This window comes from Massilia sp. NP310 (assembly GCF_019443485.1).
In the GTDB taxonomy this organism is placed as follows: domain Bacteria; phylum Pseudomonadota; class Gammaproteobacteria; order Burkholderiales; family Burkholderiaceae_D; genus Telluria; species Telluria timonae.
Genome location: NZ_CP080379.1, coordinates 1,781,661 through 1,798,032, shown reverse-complemented (window position 1 = coordinate 1,798,032; position 16,372 = coordinate 1,781,661). Strand labels below are relative to the sequence as shown.

Here is a 16,372-nt window from a genome sequence, read left to right as displayed (position 1 = left end):
TGCGCATGGTCCGGAATCTCGGTTCTGCTCTTTCTGGATTGTACTAAAAATTGGCATTTTTCAGAGGGCCATTCTTTCGTGCGCAACAAGTCATTGACACCTCAAGCATTGGGGCAGGTAAACTAGGCGCCATACCAGCACCCGGAGGGATCATGAACATCGTTTGCGTCGGCGGCGGCCCGGCCGGCCTCTACTTCGGCCTGCTCATGAAACTGCGCCACCCGACGCATGCGGTGACTGTCGTCGAGCGCAACCGGCCCGGCGATACCTTCGGTTGGGGCGTGGTGTTCTCGGACCAGACCCTCGGCCACCTGGCTCGGGCCGACGAACCGAGCGCGCGCGCCATCCTGCAAGCGTTCAATCACTGGGACGCGATCGACGTCCACTTCAAGGGCGCCACCATCACCTCGCACGGCCACGGCTTTTGCGGCATCGGGCGCAAGCGCCTGCTCGACATCCTCGCGGCGCGCTGCCGCGCGCTGGGAGTGGAGCTGGTATTCGAGACCCGGGTCGACGACGTGGCCGAACTGGCGCGCCGCCACCGCGCCGACCTGGTGGTGGCCGCCGACGGCGTCAACAGCGCGATCCGCCAGCACTACCGCGACGCGTTCCAGCCCGAGGTCGAGGAGCGCCTGTGCCGCTTCGTGTGGCTGGGCACGCGCAAGCGCTTCGACGCCTTCACCTTCGCCTTCGAGGAGACCGAACACGGCTGGTTCCAGGCGCACGCCTACCAGTACGACGACGAGACCTCGACCTTCATCATCGAGACGCTCGACACGACCTGGCGCGCGTGCGGCCTGGCCGACATGGACCAGTCGGACGGGCTGGCCTTCTGCGAGCGCCTGTTCGCGCGCCACCTGGACGGCCAGCCGCTGATGGCGAACGCCGCCCACCTGCGCGGATCCGGCATGTGGATCCGCTTCCCGCGCCTGGCCTGCCGCAACTGGGTCCATATGCTCGAGGTCGACGGGCGGCAGGCGCCGCTGGTGCTGATGGGCGACGCCGCCCACACGGCCCATTTCTCGATCGGCTCCGGCACCAAGCTGGCGCTGGAGGATGCGATCGGCCTCGCCGATGCGCTTGATGAAGAGGTCGATGTGGCGGCGGCGCTGGCGCGCTACCAGGAGGCGCGCCTGGTCGAAGTGCTGAAACTGCAAAGCGCGGCGCGCAATTCGATGGAGTGGTTCGAGAACGTGGCGCGCTACACGGCCATGGAGGCCGAGCAGTTCGCCTATTCGCTGCTCACGCGCAGCCAGCGGCTGTCGCACGAAAACCTGCGCCTGCGCGACGCCGCCTACGTCGACGGTTTCGAGCGCCGCTTCGCCATCGCGGCGGCGCGCCAGGCCGGCGTGGCGCCGCCCGCGGTGGCGGCGCCGCCGATGTTCACGCCCTACAAGGTGCGCGATGTGCTGTTGAAGAACCGGGTGGTGGTGTCGCCGATGGCGCAATACTCCGCCGTGGATGGCGTGGTCGGCGACTTCCACCTCGCCCACCTCGGCGCCCGGGCGCTGGGCGGGGCGGCGCTGGTGATGGCCGAGATGACCTGCGTCTCGGCCGACGCCCGCATCACGCCCGGCTGCCCGGGCCTGTACACGCGGGAGCAGATGCTGGCCTGGAAACGCATCGTCGACTTCGTGCACACGGCCAGCGACGCGAAGATCGGCGTCCAGCTCGGCCATGCGGGCGCCAAGGGCTCGACCCGGCCGATGTGGGATGGCATCGACCTGCCTTTGGCGAGCGGCAACTGGCCGCTGCTGTCGGCCTCCAGCCAGCAGTACATCGATGGGGTCTCGCAGATCGCGCGTGAAGCGACGCAGGGCGACCTGGAACGCATCAGGGACGACTTCGTGCGCGCCACCCGGGCTGCCTTCGACGCCGGCTTCGATTGGCTCGAGCTGCATTGCGCGCACGGCTACCTGCTGTCGAGCTTTATCTCTCCGCTGACCAACCGGCGCCAGGACGCCTACGGCGGCAGTCTCGAAAACCGCTGCCGCTACCCGCTCGCGGTGTTCGCGGCGGTGCGCGCGGCCTGGCCGGGCCACCTGCCGATCAGCGTGCGCATCTCGAGCCACGATTGGGTCGAGGGCGGCATCACGCCGCAGGACGCGGTGCAGATCGCGCGACTGTTCCGCGCCGCGGGCGCCGACATGATCGATTGTTCGTCGGGCCAGGTCAGCAAACTGGAGAAGCCCGTGTTCGGACGCATGTTCCAGGCTCCGTTCGCGGACCGGATCCGCAACGAGGCCGGCATCCCGACCATCGCCGTCGGCGGTATTCATGAGGCCGACCACGTGAACGGCATCATCGCCGCCGGCCGCGCCGACCTGTGCGCGGTGGCGCGCCCGCACCTGGCCAACCCGGCCTGGACGCTGATGGAAGCGGCGCGCATCGGCTACACTGGCGCTGCCTGGCCACGCCAGTACGGGGCCGGCAAACAGCAGCTGGAGCGCAACCTCGAGCGCGAACGCCAGCTGCAGGCGGCGTCCAGCGGCCTGTCGCCACAGCAGGTGGCCGCGCGCCTGCTCGAAGGCTGACTTTTCAAACATCAGGAGTCACACATGCATTATCTACCGGGGCAGTCGCACCGCCTGCCGGGCGGGCGCAGCAGCCTTGCGGGCCATGCGGCGCAGCACTTTGGCTTCGCGCTCGATGCCGGCGTCGCCACCATCACCCTGGACCGGCCCGAGCGCAAGAATCCGCTGACCTTCGATTCCTACGCCGAGCTGCGCGACCTGTTCCGCGCGCTGGCGTATGCCGACGACGTGAAGGCGGTCGTGATCACGGGCGCCGGCGAGAACTTCTGTTCCGGCGGCGACGTGCACGAGATTATCGGCCCGCTGACGAAGCTGGACATGCCCGGCCTGCTGGCCTTCACCCGCATGACGGGCGACCTGGTCAAGGCGATGCGCGCGTGTCCGCAGCCGGTGGTGGCGGCGGTCGACGGCGTGTGCGCCGGCGCCGGCGCGATCCTGGCGCTGGCCTCCGACATCCGCTACGGCACGGCGCGTAGCCGCACCGCCTTTTTGTTCACCCGGGTCGGCCTGGCCGGTTGCGACATGGGCGCCTGCGCGCTGCTGCCGCGCGTGATCGGCCAGGGCCGGGCCGCCGAGCTGCTGTACACGGGCCGCTCGATGGATGGCGAGGAGGGCGAGCGCTGGGGCTTCTTCAACCGCCTGTGCGCGCCCGAACAGCTGCTCGGCGAGGCCAGCGCCTTGGCCGGCACGCTGGCGGGCGGCCCGACCTTCGCCCACGGCATGACCAAGAAGATGCTGCAGCAGGAGTGGAATATGGGCGTGGACGAGGCGATCGAAGCCGAGGCCCAGGCCCAGGCGATCTGCATGGCGACCAATGATTTTCACCGCGCCTACCACGCCTTCGTGGCCAAGGAACGGCCGCGCTTCGAGGGGGATTGATGGACTACCTGGACTGGCCGTTTTTTGAAGAGCGACACGGCGCGCTGGCGCGCGAACTCGACGCCTGGGCGGCAGATAACCTGATCGATGCGCATGGCGCTGACGTCGATGCGATCTGCCGCGCGCTGGTCGCGCGCCTGGGTCGCGACGGCTGGCTGCGCCATGCCGTCGGCAGCGGAAATGGGGCCATCGACACCCGCGCCATCTGCCTGATCCGCGAAACCCTGGCGCGCCACGCCGGCCTGGCCGACTTCGCGTTTGCGATGCAGGGCCTGGGCAGCGGGGCGATTTCGCTGTTCGGCACCGGCGAACAAAAGCAGCGCTGGCTGCCGCGCGTGGCGGGCGGCGCGGCGATCGCCGCCTTTGCCTTGTCGGAGCCGGAAGCCGGTTCCGACGTCGCCGCCATGCGCTGCGCTGCGCGGCGCGATGGTGACGATTGGGTGCTCGATGGCGAGAAGACCTGGATCTCGAACGGCGGCATCGCCGATTTCTACGTCGTTTTCGCCCGCAGCGGGGACGGCGGCGGCGAAGCCGGGCGCGGCGCGAAGGGAATCTCGGCCTTCATCGTCGACGCCGCCACCCCTGGTCTGGAGATCGCCGAGCGCATCGACGTGATCGCGCCGCATCCGCTGGCGCGCCTGCGCTTCACCGGATGCCGGGTGCCGGCCGCCTGCCTGGTGGGGGAAGAAGGCCAGGGCTTCAAGGTGGCGATGGCGACCCTGGATGTGTTCCGCACCTCGGTCGCCGCCGCCGCGCTGGGCTTCGCGCGGCGCGCGCTGGAACAGGCACTGGAGCGCGCCCAGGCGCGGCCGATGTTCGGCAAGACCTTGGCCGACTTCCAGCTCACCCAGGCCAGGCTGGCCCAGATGGCGCTGGAGATCGACGCCGCCGCGCTGCTGACCTACCGCGCCGCCTGGCTGCGCGACAGCGGCAAGCGGGTGACGAAGGAAGCGGCGATGGCCAAGCTGGCTGCCACCGAATCGGCGCAGCGCGTCATCGACGGCGCGGTGCAGCTGTTCGGCGGCCAGGGCGTGCAGAGCGGGCAGGTGGTCGAAGGCCTGTACCGCGAAATCCGCGCGCTGCGCATCTACGAGGGAGCAAGCGAAGTGCAGCTCCTGATCATCGCGCGCGAGCTGCTCGCGCCGAAGGTTTAACCCAGGGTCTGGAGCAAGGATGGACATTCTTCAACCGCCGGGCTGGCCGCGCCCCAAGGGTTATTCCAATGGCGTGGCCTGCCGCGGACGCCAGATCTTTGTCAGCGGCATGATCGGCTGGGACGCCGAAGGGCGCTTTCACACCGACGACTTCGTCGGCCAGACGCGCCAGGCGCTGGAAAACATCGTCGCCGTGCTGCGCGAAGCGGGCGCGGGGCCCGAACACATCGTGCGCATGACCTGGTATGTGGTCGACAAGCGCGAATATCTCGACGCCGGGCGCGAACTGGGCGCCGCTTACCGCGAAGTGCTGGGGCGGCACTATCCGACCATGAGCGCGGTGCAGGTGGCGGGGTTGATGGAAGACCGGGCGCGGGTGGAGATCGAGGTGACTGCGGTAATACCTGATTAGGATAAGGCATTGCACAGACATTCAATTTCAAGTAATTAATGCTGCGCGTGTCAGACATTTTAGAGAGGTGCCTAGCCTTTAGTAGCTGCTAATTTAATGGGCGCGCTGATTCCCGGTGCGAGATATTTTTGAATGTTAGGCGACGAAGCTGTCGGGCACTTATGCAGCTATACCGTTGTAGAATAGTTTCCCGCAGAATTTATAGGATCCTTGAAAAATGCATTCGATACCTCTTCCTAGTCACCGCTGGATTTACGAAGCCTGGAGTCGCAAAACATCAGTACTTGGAGGAATTCTGGCAGTCGTATCGCTTTCCCTCGCGCATTACGCTGGCTTTTTGATGCAAGTTCCCCTGCAGATTGTGGCGGTTGCTGGTATGCCGCTGGCCCAAGGCGTAACTGCAACCTTTCTCTTTTATGTATTTTTTTGCGCAGTTGTTGCGCGAGTGTTTACGTCAATTCTTCAGCTTATCGGTCTCCCATTCCTCGCAATCAGCGATCGACTTGATCCCGGGTTGCGTCGAAAAATGGACTGGAAGCATCAGCGCCGCTTCGTTCGAACGCATAGCCAGACTATAAAGTGGGAGGGATTCGCTTGGATTATATTCCAAGCAGTTATGTTCCTATTCATGATGTTGGCGACATATGTGAAATTCGCTGTCACATGGGCTTCTGGAATTGGGCTTATCATATCTGTATTGCTTATCGTTCTATCTGGTCTTGTCCGCGCTGGGTTCTTTCTTCAGCCAAGGCCCCGGATTTTTATTCGTAAGATGAGAATGCGGCCTGCGCGTTCTGCGCGCGCTGCAGCTGCTGCATTTGTGACCATCACTGCCGCCTTAATTGTTGTGGCGTTTTTCATGGGAAGCATGCGCGCGAGTTTATTGCGAGATCAGGCTGCGCATGCGGTCGTAACAAAAGAGTTCAGCGGTGACGCCACTGTGATTGCAAGCTCTGAAGGGGCGCTTTTGTTATTTCAGAAGAAGGATGATGAACGCCGTTATATCTATTCTTCACCTGAATTTACTGCGTCGATGGAGAGTAAGAACGTATTCACGCCAATCGGAGTCAGGAAGGAGCGCTAGCAAGGCCCAGCAGTCTCTCGGCAAGAATATATGAACTCTATTTGCAATTGCGATCAAGTGTTAACACTGACTACTAAGCGGTAGCGTCCAGGGGTACCCGCCAATGTGGTCGACAAGCGCGAGTATCTCGACGCAGGGGCGCGAACTCGGCGATGTCGACCGCGAGGTGCAGACCCGCCACTATCCGGCCATGAGGCAGTCCAAGTGGCGAGGCTGATGGAGGATCGGGCACGGGTCGAGATCGAGGTGATCGCGGTCATTCCCGATTGATAAGCGAGAATCGATGCAAAGACGTAATCACTTGACCGTCTGGAGTACCGACGAGACTGACGACAGTCTGCCGCGCCGTGATCGTGGCTGCTCGAAATGATCGAGCACTGAGCATCAAGACTGGCGCAACGCGGATTTGTCCTGTTTGTCGAGCTTGTTCTGCTTGTAGAACAGGAAGGCCATCGTGGTCGTGGCGATTAATAACACCACGCCGGCCGCATCGACCGTCACATTGACGCGCACGTCTACTTTCACGTCTTTCATGGCTTTGTCCAGATGCATGATGAATGTTGGCGCTGAACGCATGGGAGTGTGTTGTCTCGAGCATAACATGGTGCGTTGCCAACCCGCGCTCGCCAGCCACCCCAGCGGAGACGGCGTTCAGAACAGCTCGTCCAGCATCAGGTGGAACTGCAGCTTGCGTCGATCAGGCGCGGCGATGCCGTACTGCCGCAGGAAGCGCTCCTGCAGCGATCCGCCGAACTCACCGAGGCAGTTCCAGGCGATGGCGAGATCCTGGTAGCGGTCCGCGATGCCGACCCGTCCGGCGTCGATGCAGCCCGCCACCTGGCCATCGACGATGAGGAGGTTGTCGAGCGAATAGTCGCCGTGCGTGACCACCGGATCGGGCGCGAGCGGCAGCAGGGCCTGCATCGCGTCCCAGACTTGCCGCGCGGTCCAGCCAGCGCGTTCCTCGTCGAAATCGTCCTCGTCCACCAGGCCCGCCTCGATGCGCGAGCGCGCCAGGCCCAGGCGGTAGTCGTGGTCACTATTGAACGGGCAGGCGGATGTCGGGATCGCGTGCAGGCGCTGCAGGAACCTGGCCAGGGCATCCACAACTATGTCATGCTGGGCGGGATCGGCTTGCAGCAGCTGGTAAGCGGTCCTGCCCGGCACGGCAGTCATCAGCAGCCAGGCCTCGTCGGCGCTACGGTCGAAATGCACGACGGCGGGCACGGGCATGCGTCCCGCCAGCCAGCGCAGCCGCGTCATCTCATCGCCGATGGCATCGGCAACCGCATGCCTGCCATGCTTCAGGTACAGGTCAGGCGCCCCCGGCTTGCCGTGCAGCCGGTAGACGGCGCCGCCCGATTCGCCGACCCTGTCACGCGCCCAGGCATAGCCAGCCAGGGCGGCCGACATGCTCTCCGGAACGGTCACGACTCGACAGGCTTCCTCCCGGTTCATATCGCTCCTGGTCTGCACGTCGTCGTCTCGACCGAGCGCCACCGCCCCGGCCATTCTGGTAAGTTGGTTCAATAGTGAACCGAGGAGCAACACATGAGCAACCCCATCGTCCACGTTATCCAGGATTTCTCCATCGCCGAGCAATTGCGGGCCGACCTGCTGGCCGCCGGCCTGTCCCAGGACAGCGTCGCCCTGTCTCCGATCGGCGACGAGGCGGGCCCGGGCCAATCCAATTTCACGGTCGGGGACTCGCCGTCGGCCAAAGGCGGCACCGACTACAACGACGTCTATCGCCCCGAAGGCGATATGCACGGCGCCTGCATCCTCAGGGTCCTGGCGCAGAATCCGCGCGAGGAAGAGCTGGCCCGGGCCATCGTCGAACGCCATCGCACGGCGAACCCGCACGCGCTGAGCGAGCAGCGCGTGCCGTGAACGTCATTTCTGCCACTGGCAGAAATGACTCCCCGCCCTCGCCGGGCGCCTTGGCCGGGACCCAAGTATTACTTCCTCAACTCCAGCTCAGATCGGCCTTGCTGAGCGGGAGTTCACGCACCCGCTTGCCGGTGGCGGCGAAGATCGCATTGCACACCGCCGGCGCCAGCGGCGGCAGGGGCGGCTCGCCCAGGCCCGTCACCGGCTGGTCCGACTTCACGAAGTGCATCTCGATCTTTGCCGGCGCGTCGCCGATGCGCAGCAGCTGGTAATCGTGGAAGTTGCTCTGCACGATGCGGCCGTTCTCGAGGTTCAGCTCGGGGAACATCAGGGTCGACAGGCCGTCGATCACCGAGCCCTCGACCTGGTTCTCGGCGCCCGACAGGTTGATGATGGTTGGCCCCACGTCGGAGGCCACCACCACGCGGTCGACCTTCACCTTGCCATCCTGCGAGACGGTGACCTCGGCCACTTGCGCCACGTAGCCGCGGTGGCTGAAGTGGAAGGCGATGCCTTGCCCCTGGCCACGCGCGAACTTCTTCTTGCCCCAGCCGGCCTTGTCGGCCGCGGTCTGCAGCACCGCGCGCATGCGCGCCACGTTGTAGGGCTGGCCGCGCTCGACGCTCGGCGCCATGATGTCCTTGTCGCCCAGCAGTTCGAGGCGGAAGGCCAGCGGATCGCGCCCGCCCGCATGCGCCAGCTCGTCGATGAAGCTGTGGAAGGCCCAGGCGAACACGCAGCTACCCGGCGCGCGCCACGGTCCCATCGGCACGCTGCATTCCAGCGCGGTCTGCTCCAGCTGGCAGTTGGCCAGCCAGCGGCCCGGGAACTCGTCGGGCGACAGGCTGCCGCCGCTGCCGGGGCGCAAAGCGCTCTTGCCATCCTGCTCCACCCGGTTGGCGAAGGTGACGAAGTGGTTGTGCCAGCCCACGACCTTGCCGGCCTTGTCGACGCCGCCGCGCAGGAAGTGGAAGCCGCCCGGACGGAAGTGGTCGTGCTGCAGGTCGTCCTCGCGGGTCCAGGTCAGCTTGACCGGCGCCTTGTCCTTCATGCGCTGGGCGATCGCGGTGGCTTCGACGATGAAGTCCGAGCTCAGGCGCCGGCCGAAGCCGCCGCCGCTGCGGATGATGTGCATCGTGATCTTTTCTTTGGGGATGCCGCAGGTGCCCGATACCAGCGCCTGGCCCGCGTTCGGATTCTGGGTCGGGGCCCACAGTTCGAGCGCGCCGTCGGGCTTGATCCAGGCGGTGCAGTTCTGCGGCTCCATGCTGGCATGCGAGATGAAGGGGTAGCTGTAGGCCGCTTCCACCGTCCTGGCCGCGCCCTTCAGGGCGGCGGCGACGTCGCCATCCTTGCGCAGCACGGTGGCGCCGGGCCGGCTGGCGGCCGCCTTGGCCTGGGCCGTGAAGTCGGCCCAGCTGTGCTTCGCGGCGCCGCCTTCGTCCCACGTCACTTCGAGCGCGCGGCGGGCGCGGATCGCGGCCCAGGTCGAGGTGGCGACGATCGCCACGCCGGGACGCAGGCCGTTCAGGTTGCTGGTGCCTTCGATGATGAAGGCGTCCTTGACGCCGGGCAGGGCGCGCACCGCGTCCAGGTTGGCGCGCAGCGGCTTGCCGCCGAAGACCGGGCACTTGACGTACTGGGCGTGCAGCATGCCCGGCAGCTGGACGTCGATGCCGAACAGCGGCTTGCCGCTGACGATGGCGGGGTTGTCGACGCCGCCGATGCGCTTGCCCAGCAGCTTGAAGGTCGCCGGGTCCTTGACCGCCACGCTCGCCGCTTCCGGCAGCGGCAGCCTGGCCGCTGCCTCGACCAGGTCGCCGTAAGCCAGGCGCCGTTTGCTCGCCGCGTGCAGGACATGGCCGCCGTCGGTCGTGCATTCGCCGGCCGGCGCTTTCCAGGCCTGGGCCGCGGCCTGCACCAGCACGGCGCGCGCGGTCGCGCCCAGGCGGCGGAAGTTCTCGTAGTTGTTCGGGGTCGAGTTCGAGCCGCCCGCACCCTGGCTGCCATAGGCTTCCAGGTTCAGGTCGCCCTGGACCACGCGCACGCTTTCCCAGGCGACGTCGAGTTCCTCGGCGATCACCATCGGCAGCGAGGTCTTGATGCCCTGGCCGATCTCGGGCTGCTTGGAAATCAGGGTCACGCTACCGTCGCGCGCGATGCGGATGAAGGCGTTCGGCACGAAGTCCGGGGTGGAAGCGCCGGCCTTCGTATCGTTCACGGCGGCCAGCACGCCCTGCGCCGACATGCCGATCAGGAAGGCGCCGCCGGCGGCGCCGGCGCGCAGGAAACCGCGGCGCGAGGTGGAGGCGAGCGTCATGCTTGTTTCCCTTCGGTCGATGCGATGTCGGCGGCGCGGTGGATGCCCTTGCGGATCCGCATATAGGTGGCGCAGCGGCACAGGTTGCCGGCCATGGCCTCGTCGATCTGGGCGTCGGTCGGCTTCGGATGCTGCTTGAGCAGGGCGCAGGCGCTCATGATCTGCCCCGACTGGCAGTAACCGCATTGCGGCACGTCGAGCTCTTGCCACGCCACCTGCAGCGGATGGCGGGCATTGGCGTCCAGGCCCTCGATGGTGGTGATCCTGGCGTCGCCGATGCTCGAGACCGGCAGCACGCAGGCGCGCGTCGCCACGCCGTCGAGGTGGACCGTGCAGGCGCCGCACTGGCCCAGGCCGCAGCCATACTTGGTGCCGACCAGGCCCAGGGTATCGCGCAGCGCCCACAGCAGCGGGGTATCGGCTTCGACGTCGACGGCCTGTGCCTTGCCGTTGACATTCAGGGTGTATGTACTCATGACGCTCCTTCAAGGCAGTCCGAACAGGCTGACAATCCTAGCTGAAATTTCACTACTTCAACAGTATTGCAGTACCTGTTTTAATCCCTGCCAGATAGTAAATATGCCGCTTTGGACGCTACGGATTAATATGTAATACTTTGTTGCATTAAGGTCGACACTATTTTCTATGCTTAAACGCGGTCTGCGCCTGCTGCCGGCGAACCTGAAGCTGCGCATGGCCTGCGTCGCGGCCGTCCTGGTATTCGTGGCGACACTGCTGGTCACCCTGTCGACCCTGGCGGTGGCCGAGCGCGGCATGAAGTCGGTGATCGGCGACCAGCAGTATGCGATGCTGGCCAGCGCCGCTTCCTTCATGGACGACCGGATCGCGGCGCGCCTGGCGCAGGTGGAGTCGCTGGCGGCCTGCCTGCCGGTGGCGGCGCTGGGCGACCCGGAGGCGGCGCGCCGCTTCCTCCAGGCCCAGGCGCCGCTCTGGGAACACGAGTACATGAACCTGATCCTGCTCGACGTCCGCGGCCAGCAGCTGGTGTCGCTGCGCACGTTCGGCAACGAGCGGCGGCTCGACGCCGCCGGGCGCGATTACTTCGAGCGCCCGCTGGCGACCCGGCGCGGCTTCATGGCGCAGCCGATCGTCAGCCGGATCTCGGGGCGCCAGGTGGTCGTGATCGGCGCGCCCGTGCTCGACCGGGGCGGCAAGGTAGGGGGCGTGCTGACGGCCAGCATGGATTTGCAGGCCACTGGCTTCCTGCGCCAGATCGGCGCCCTCAGGCCGGGCGCTTCGGGCTACCTGTTCCTGATGACGCCCGACGGTGCCATGATCGACCATCCCGACCCGCGCCGCCTGCTGCGCCAGGCCGGAGCGCGCGGGTCGGGCGCGGAGCGCGCCCTGGAGGGCTTCGAGGGGTAGATGGAGGCGGCCGGCGGCGATGGGCGCGAATCGATCTACGCCTACCAGCGCCTGCGCACCACCGGCTGGATACTGGGCGCCCGCTACCCCACCGAGGAAGCGTTCGCGCCGCTGGCGCAGATGCGCCGGAACGCCATCTTCGGCGCAACGGCCCTGGCGCTGGCCGCGGGCGTGCTGGCCTGGGCGCTGGTGTTCCGGCTGCTGGCGCCGCTGCAGCGGCTGCGCGACCGCATTCGCGCGATCCGCCACGACGGCGCCGACATCGGGGTGCTGCACGACACCCGGCGCGACGAGATCGGGGAACTGGGCAATGCCTTCTACCAGCTGATGGCCGAGCGCCAGAACGCCGAAGGCCTGCGCGCGGCCAGCGAGAAGCGCCTGCGCCTGATCACCGACAACCTGCCGGTGCTGATCGCCTACGTCGACCGCGACCGGCGCTTCCGGTTCGGGAACGCGACCTTCGAGCGCTGGTTCGGGGTCGCGCCCGAGCGGCTGGTCGGCATGTCGATCGCCCAGTTGATGGGCGAGGAGGCCGCGCGCCAGGGCGCGGAAAGTCTGGAGCGCGCGTTCGCCGGCCACGCCGCCACCTGCCAGATGCGGCTGCTGATCAAGGGCGCGCCGCGGGTGCTGGAGGGCGTCTACATCCCCGACCTGCAGCCGGACGGCAGCGTGGCCGGTGTGTACGCGCTCAAGCACGACATGACGCACGTGAAAGAGGTCGAGGAGCAGCTGACCCGCCTCGCGCGCATCGACACCCTGACCGGCCTGGCCAACCGGCGCAGCTTCAACGAGACCCTGCAGCAGGCGCTGGCGCGCGCCTCGCGCCACGGCCGGGCGCTGGCGCTGGCCTACCTGGACGTCGACCACCTCAAGCGCATCAACGACAGCCACGGCCACGGCGTGGGCGACGAAGTGCTGAAGGAGTTCGGCGAACGCCTGCGCGCCTGCGTGCGCGCCAGCGACCTGCCTGCGCGGCTGTCGGGCGACGAGTTCGTGGTGATCCTCGAAGAGATAGGGAACGGCGGCGAGGCCGAACATACCGTGGCCAACATCGCCGCCAAGATCGTGGCGGCGATGCGCGCGCCGTTCGCCACGGGGGCCGGGATGCTGGCGGTGTCGGCCAGCGTCGGTGTCGCATTGTGGCGGCCGGGGCAGGGTGAAGACGCGCTGCTGGCGGAGGCGGATGGGGCCTTGTATGTGGCGAAGGCGAACGGGCGCGATGGGTATGCGGTGGGAGCGGCGGCGTAGCTGCCGACCCTACAGCCCGCCCGGATATGTCTCCGGCGGCTCGCCCGAATGCCAGCCGCTGGTCGCATCGAGCGGCTCCACCGCCGTGGTGCGGTCGATGTGGATCACGGCGTCGAACTGGCGCGGCAGCTGGGCCATGAAGTAATGGCTCTGGCGCTCGCTGCGCGGCAGGTACAGCACGCCGATGGCGCGTTCCAGACGCTCTTCCATCAGCGCGTCGCGCGCCGGCGAAGGCTCGCGCAGCGGCAGGAAGAAGCGTTCGATGCCGGTGCTGTGCAGTAGGTGCTCGTAGCTGTTCTGCAGGGCCGGCCGCACGTGCTTGTGCCGGCCCTCGCCATCCCATTCCGAGGCCGCCGTGACCCGGCCTTCGTAGGTGGTGAAGCCGATCAGGACCGTGTCGGCGCCATGGGCCTTGCGCGCCAGCTCGCCCAGCGTCCATTCGCCCTGGCGCCCGATCTCGGTCGCGCGCGCGTCGCCGATGTGCGAGTTGTGTTCCCAGACCACGATGCGCGCCGGCTTGCCGCCCTGCGACAGGTGGCGCGCCACCGCGTCCAGGGTCTCGGCCATGTGGCTGTCGCGCAGGTTCCAGGACGAGACGCGGCCCTTGAACATGGTGCGGTAATACTCTTCGGCGTTCTTGACCAGGCGCGCGTTCTGCTGGGCGTAAAAGAACGCGTCGTCGCCGCCGCCGGCCTGCACGTAGTCGAAACCGCGCTGCTGCAAGGTGCGCAGGGTGGCGATCACGCCTTCCTGGCACGACGGCGACATGCCGAAGCTGGCCTCGTAGCCGTATTGCTGGCTGTCGCGGTCGTAGTGGTCGAAGCAGGCGTAGACCTTGCGCGCCTCGCGCGCGGCGTTCGGGTCGACCTGCTCCAGGTAGTGCAGCACCTCGTGGATCGAGGTGTACATGCTGTACAGGTCCAGGCCGTAGAAGCCGGTCTTGGCGGCGCCGGCGCCCGGGCCGTCGTTGTGCGCGCGCAGCCACTCGACGAAGTCGAGCACCGCCGTGTTGCGCCACATCCAGGCCGGGAAGCGTTCGAAGCCCGAGAGGGCGGCGCGGCCGTCCGCGTCCGCGCCCTCGCCACGCACGTAGCGGTTGACACGCCAGGCATCGGGCCAGTCGGCTTCGACCGCCACCGCGGTGAAGCCTTTTTCCTCGATCAGGCGCCGGGTGATGCGCGCCCGTTCCGCGTAGAACTCGTGGCTGCCGTGGGTGGCCTCCCCGAGCAGCACGAAGCGGGCGTTGCCGACCATGTCGAGCAGGGCGTCGTAGTCGTCCGCGCCCCCGGTGAGGGGGCGGGCCGACGCGCGCACCGCGTCGAGGGTGGCGTTGGTGAGGATGGCCACGTCAGTGCAGGAAGCTGTGGCTCGGCGCCGCCTGGTGGCCGGCGTAGTGGGCGCCGCCGCGCTCGATGAACTCTTTCATGCGCGCCAGGTCGTCGTCCATCTGGCGCTGCGGGTCGGCGCCCAGCATGCGCGCGATGCCGTGGCCCAGCGCGCCGGCCGGCGGCGAGTAGGTCATGCGCACCGTGACGCGGGTGCCGTTGCCGGACGGCTCGAAGGTCACCGAGCCTTCCTGCTCGATCTCCGAACCCGGTTCGCTGCGCCACGACAGGCGCTCGGGACGCGACTGCTCGGTCATGATGGCGTTCCATGCGTATTCCATGCCGCCGGGGCCGCGCACCACCCAGTGCGAGCGGCGGTGGCCGAGGTCGCGCACTTCGGTCACGTGCGACATGAAGCGCGGGAAGTTCTCGACTTCGGACCAGGCGTCGAACACTTCCTTCGGCGCGGCGTCGATGTGAATCGAGTTCTCCACCCCGACCTGGCTGGCGGCGCCGCGGTGGCGCAGCGAATCGACCAGGTGGCGGCCGCGGTCGCTGCGCAGCAGCACCGCCAGCGCGCCCAGGCCGAGCAGGGCGGCCACCGGCGAGCGGCGCACCAGGCCGACCACGCTCAGGGCGCCGGTGCCCAGCAGGGCGGAATTGGTGAGCGTCGGGCTGCGCGCGCCGAACACCTGGCTCAGGTGGTCGGTCCAGGCGCGCACCTGGTCGCCGGCGGCGTGGGCGCGCGAGCGGGCGTCGGCTTTCACGCTGTGGGCGGTCTGTTCCAGGCGTTCGCGCGCCAGGTCGGCGCGTTCGCGGGCGCGTTCGGCGGCGCGGTCGGCGCTGTACTCGGCGCGCTCGCGCGCCTTGTCGGCGGCATACTCGGCCTTCTCGCGCGCTTCGTATGCCGCATGGCTGGCGCGGTCGCGCGCCTCATAGGCGGCGTGTTTCACGCGATCGCGGGCCTCGTGGGCGGCGTGGCTGGCGCGGTCCTTCGCCTCGTACGAGGCGTCGGCCAGGCGCTCGCGCGCATGTTCGAGGCGGTCGCGCGTGCGGTGCGAGACCTCGGCCAGGCGGTCGCCCGCCGCATGGGCGGCGCCGGCCAGGCGTTCGCCGGCGCGGGCCGCGGCGCCGGTGGCGCGCAGGCGCGCCGAGTCGAGGCGGTCGCCGGCGTTGTGCCAGGCGTGTTCGAGGCGGTCGCCGGTGCGGTCGCGCGCGTCGCGCAGTGCGCCGCGGGCGTTGGCGCGGCGCTTGGCGCCGCGGTCCGGGTCGAATGCGTACATCAGCAATGCGCCTGCGACTGCTGCGCCGATCCACTTACCTGCGTTCATCGCTTTTTCGTTCGTATCGTTCATGTCGGCTCCTTTCGGTGGGGTTGGCTGGCGGCGTCGCGCGTCAAGGCCCACGCCTGCGCCAGCAGGGTCTGCACTTCTTCATCGCCGGTCTGCCCGAAGTGGCGATACCACTGCCCGACGGAGCGAAAGCGGGGCGGGGCGACCAGGCATACCACGTCGTCGACCACGCCGCGCAAGGCGTCCAGCGCCTCCTGGGCCGCCGCCGGCGCCGCGACCACCAGCCGCGACGGCTGCTGGCGGCGCGCCGCTTCGACCGCCGCCAGCATCGTCGATCCGGTGGCGATGCCGTCGTCGACCAGGATCAAGCAGCGTCCCGCCACCCGGCATGGGGAGCGCTCGCCGCGATAACGCCGTTCGCGCCGTGCCAGTTCGGCCTGTTCCGCCGCGATCACCGCATCGACTTCGGCCCGGGTCACGCCCATCAGGCCCGGCACGCCGGGCTGGAGCACCTGGACGCCGCCGCTGGCAATGGCGCCCATGGCGAACTCGGGCTGGTTGGGCAAGCCGAGCTTGCGCACCAGCAGCAGGTCGAGTTCGGCCCCCAGCGCCTGCGCGATCGGGAACGCGACCGGCACGCCGCCGCGCGGCAGGGCCAGCACGAGCACGTCTTGACTGCCGGCATGGTGCGCCAGCGCCCGTGCCAGCGCAGTTGCCAGTTTCGTGCCCGCGTCGGCGCGGTCGATGAACGGTTCGAGCTCTTGCATGATGAAGAAGTTGTTAACTTCCAGCATACACAGGGACGAGCGTGGCCGTCGTTCGTTTGCCGCGCGGAATGATGTCGATGG

Annotated in this window: 15 protein-coding genes; 8 read left to right on the top strand and 7 right to left on the bottom strand. The window is 67.6% G+C overall.

What is annotated here, in order from left to right; genetic code table 11:
* Positions 1-152: 152 nt before the first annotated feature.
* The 5 genes from KY496_RS07795 to KY496_RS07775 all read left to right on the top strand — a co-directional run bounded on the left by KY496_RS07795 (position 153) and on the right by KY496_RS07775 (position 6,063).
* Positions 153-2,534 (top strand): bifunctional salicylyl-CoA 5-hydroxylase/oxidoreductase, encoded by a 2,382-nt coding sequence (locus tag KY496_RS07795; protein ID WP_219864404.1) that lies wholly within the window; start codon positions 153-155, stop codon positions 2,532-2,534.
* Between the two features lie 24 nt (positions 2,535-2,558).
* Positions 2,559-3,413 (top strand): enoyl-CoA hydratase family protein, encoded by an 855-nt coding sequence (locus tag KY496_RS07790; protein WP_219864403.1) that lies wholly within the window; start codon positions 2,559-2,561, stop codon positions 3,411-3,413.
* Positions 3,413-4,567 carry an acyl-CoA dehydrogenase family protein gene (locus KY496_RS07785; protein WP_219864402.1) on the top strand — a complete coding sequence of 385 codons (1,155 nt, stop codon included), beginning with the start codon at positions 3,413-3,415 and terminating at the stop codon, positions 4,565-4,567. Before KY496_RS07790 ends, KY496_RS07785 begins: the two co-directional genes overlap by 1 nt.
* 19 nt (positions 4,568-4,586) lie before the next feature.
* Positions 4,587-4,979 carry a RidA family protein gene (locus tag KY496_RS07780; RefSeq protein WP_219864401.1) on the top strand — a complete coding sequence of 131 codons (393 nt, stop codon included), beginning with the start codon at positions 4,587-4,589 and terminating at the stop codon, positions 4,977-4,979.
* Positions 4,980-5,196: 217 nt separating this feature from the next.
* Positions 5,197-6,063, top strand: coding sequence for a hypothetical protein (locus KY496_RS07775; RefSeq protein ID WP_005667279.1), 867 nt, complete (start codon positions 5,197-5,199; stop codon positions 6,061-6,063).
* Between the two features lie 384 nt (positions 6,064-6,447).
* On the opposite strand, the gene KY496_RS07770 is transcribed toward KY496_RS07775, so the two are convergent.
* Together KY496_RS07770 and KY496_RS07765 are read right to left on the bottom strand one after the other, a co-directional pair.
* The gene (locus KY496_RS07770) at positions 6,448-6,597 is read right to left on the bottom strand and encodes a hypothetical protein (RefSeq protein WP_219864400.1); all 150 of its coding nucleotides are present in this window, start codon (positions 6,595-6,597) and stop codon (positions 6,448-6,450) included.
* 117 nt (positions 6,598-6,714) lie between these two features.
* Complete coding sequence (locus KY496_RS07765; RefSeq protein ID WP_005667286.1) at positions 6,715-7,521, bottom strand: APH(3')-I family aminoglycoside O-phosphotransferase; 807 nt, start codon at positions 7,519-7,521, stop codon at positions 6,715-6,717.
* Positions 7,522-7,614: 93 nt separating this feature from the next.
* Between KY496_RS07765 and KY496_RS07760 the strand changes: the two genes are divergently transcribed.
* The gene (locus tag KY496_RS07760; protein ID WP_005667288.1) at positions 7,615-7,953 is read left to right on the top strand and encodes a hypothetical protein; all 339 of its coding nucleotides are present in this window, start codon (positions 7,615-7,617) and stop codon (positions 7,951-7,953) included.
* A gap of 76 nt (positions 7,954-8,029) precedes the next feature.
* Here KY496_RS07760 and KY496_RS07755 read toward each other — a convergent pair whose 3' ends face one another.
* Positions 8,030-10,273 (bottom strand): xanthine dehydrogenase family protein molybdopterin-binding subunit, encoded by a 2,244-nt coding sequence (locus KY496_RS07755; RefSeq protein ID WP_219864399.1) that lies wholly within the window; start codon positions 10,271-10,273, stop codon positions 8,030-8,032.
* On the bottom strand, positions 10,270-10,749 hold the full coding sequence (locus KY496_RS07750; protein ID WP_219864398.1) for a (2Fe-2S)-binding protein: 480 nt from the start codon (positions 10,747-10,749) through the stop codon (positions 10,270-10,272). Before KY496_RS07750 ends, KY496_RS07755 begins: the two co-directional genes overlap by 4 nt.
* Before the next feature lie 169 nt (positions 10,750-10,918).
* On the opposite strand from KY496_RS07750, the gene KY496_RS27085 reads away from it, so the two are divergent.
* Positions 10,919-11,659: a cache domain-containing protein gene (locus KY496_RS27085; RefSeq protein ID WP_229520463.1), complete on the top strand. Its 741-nt coding sequence runs from the start codon at positions 10,919-10,921 to the stop codon at positions 11,657-11,659.
* Positions 11,660-12,907 carry a diguanylate cyclase domain-containing protein gene (locus tag KY496_RS27080; RefSeq protein WP_229520462.1) on the top strand — a complete coding sequence of 416 codons (1,248 nt, stop codon included), beginning with the start codon at positions 11,660-11,662 and terminating at the stop codon, positions 12,905-12,907.
* Between the two features lie 9 nt (positions 12,908-12,916).
* Here the strand turns inward: KY496_RS27080 and KY496_RS07740 are convergent, their stop codons facing one another.
* Genes KY496_RS07740 through KY496_RS07730 form a run of 3 tightly spaced genes read right to left on the bottom strand, consistent with a single transcriptional unit; the run spans position 12,917 to position 16,318 of the window.
* Positions 12,917-14,254, bottom strand: a complete 1,338-nt coding sequence (locus KY496_RS07740; protein WP_005667294.1) for an erythromycin esterase family protein — start codon at positions 14,252-14,254, stop codon at positions 12,917-12,919.
* A gap of 1 nt (position 14,255) precedes the next feature.
* Entirely contained in the window at positions 14,256-15,587 is a 1,332-nt protein-coding gene (locus KY496_RS07735; RefSeq protein ID WP_219864397.1) for an SRPBCC family protein, read from the bottom strand.
* Entirely contained in the window at positions 15,584-16,318 is a 735-nt protein-coding gene (locus KY496_RS07730) for a phosphoribosyltransferase family protein (protein WP_184238711.1), read from the bottom strand. Before KY496_RS07730 ends, KY496_RS07735 begins: the two co-directional genes overlap by 4 nt.
* Positions 16,319-16,372: the final 54 nt, after the last annotated feature.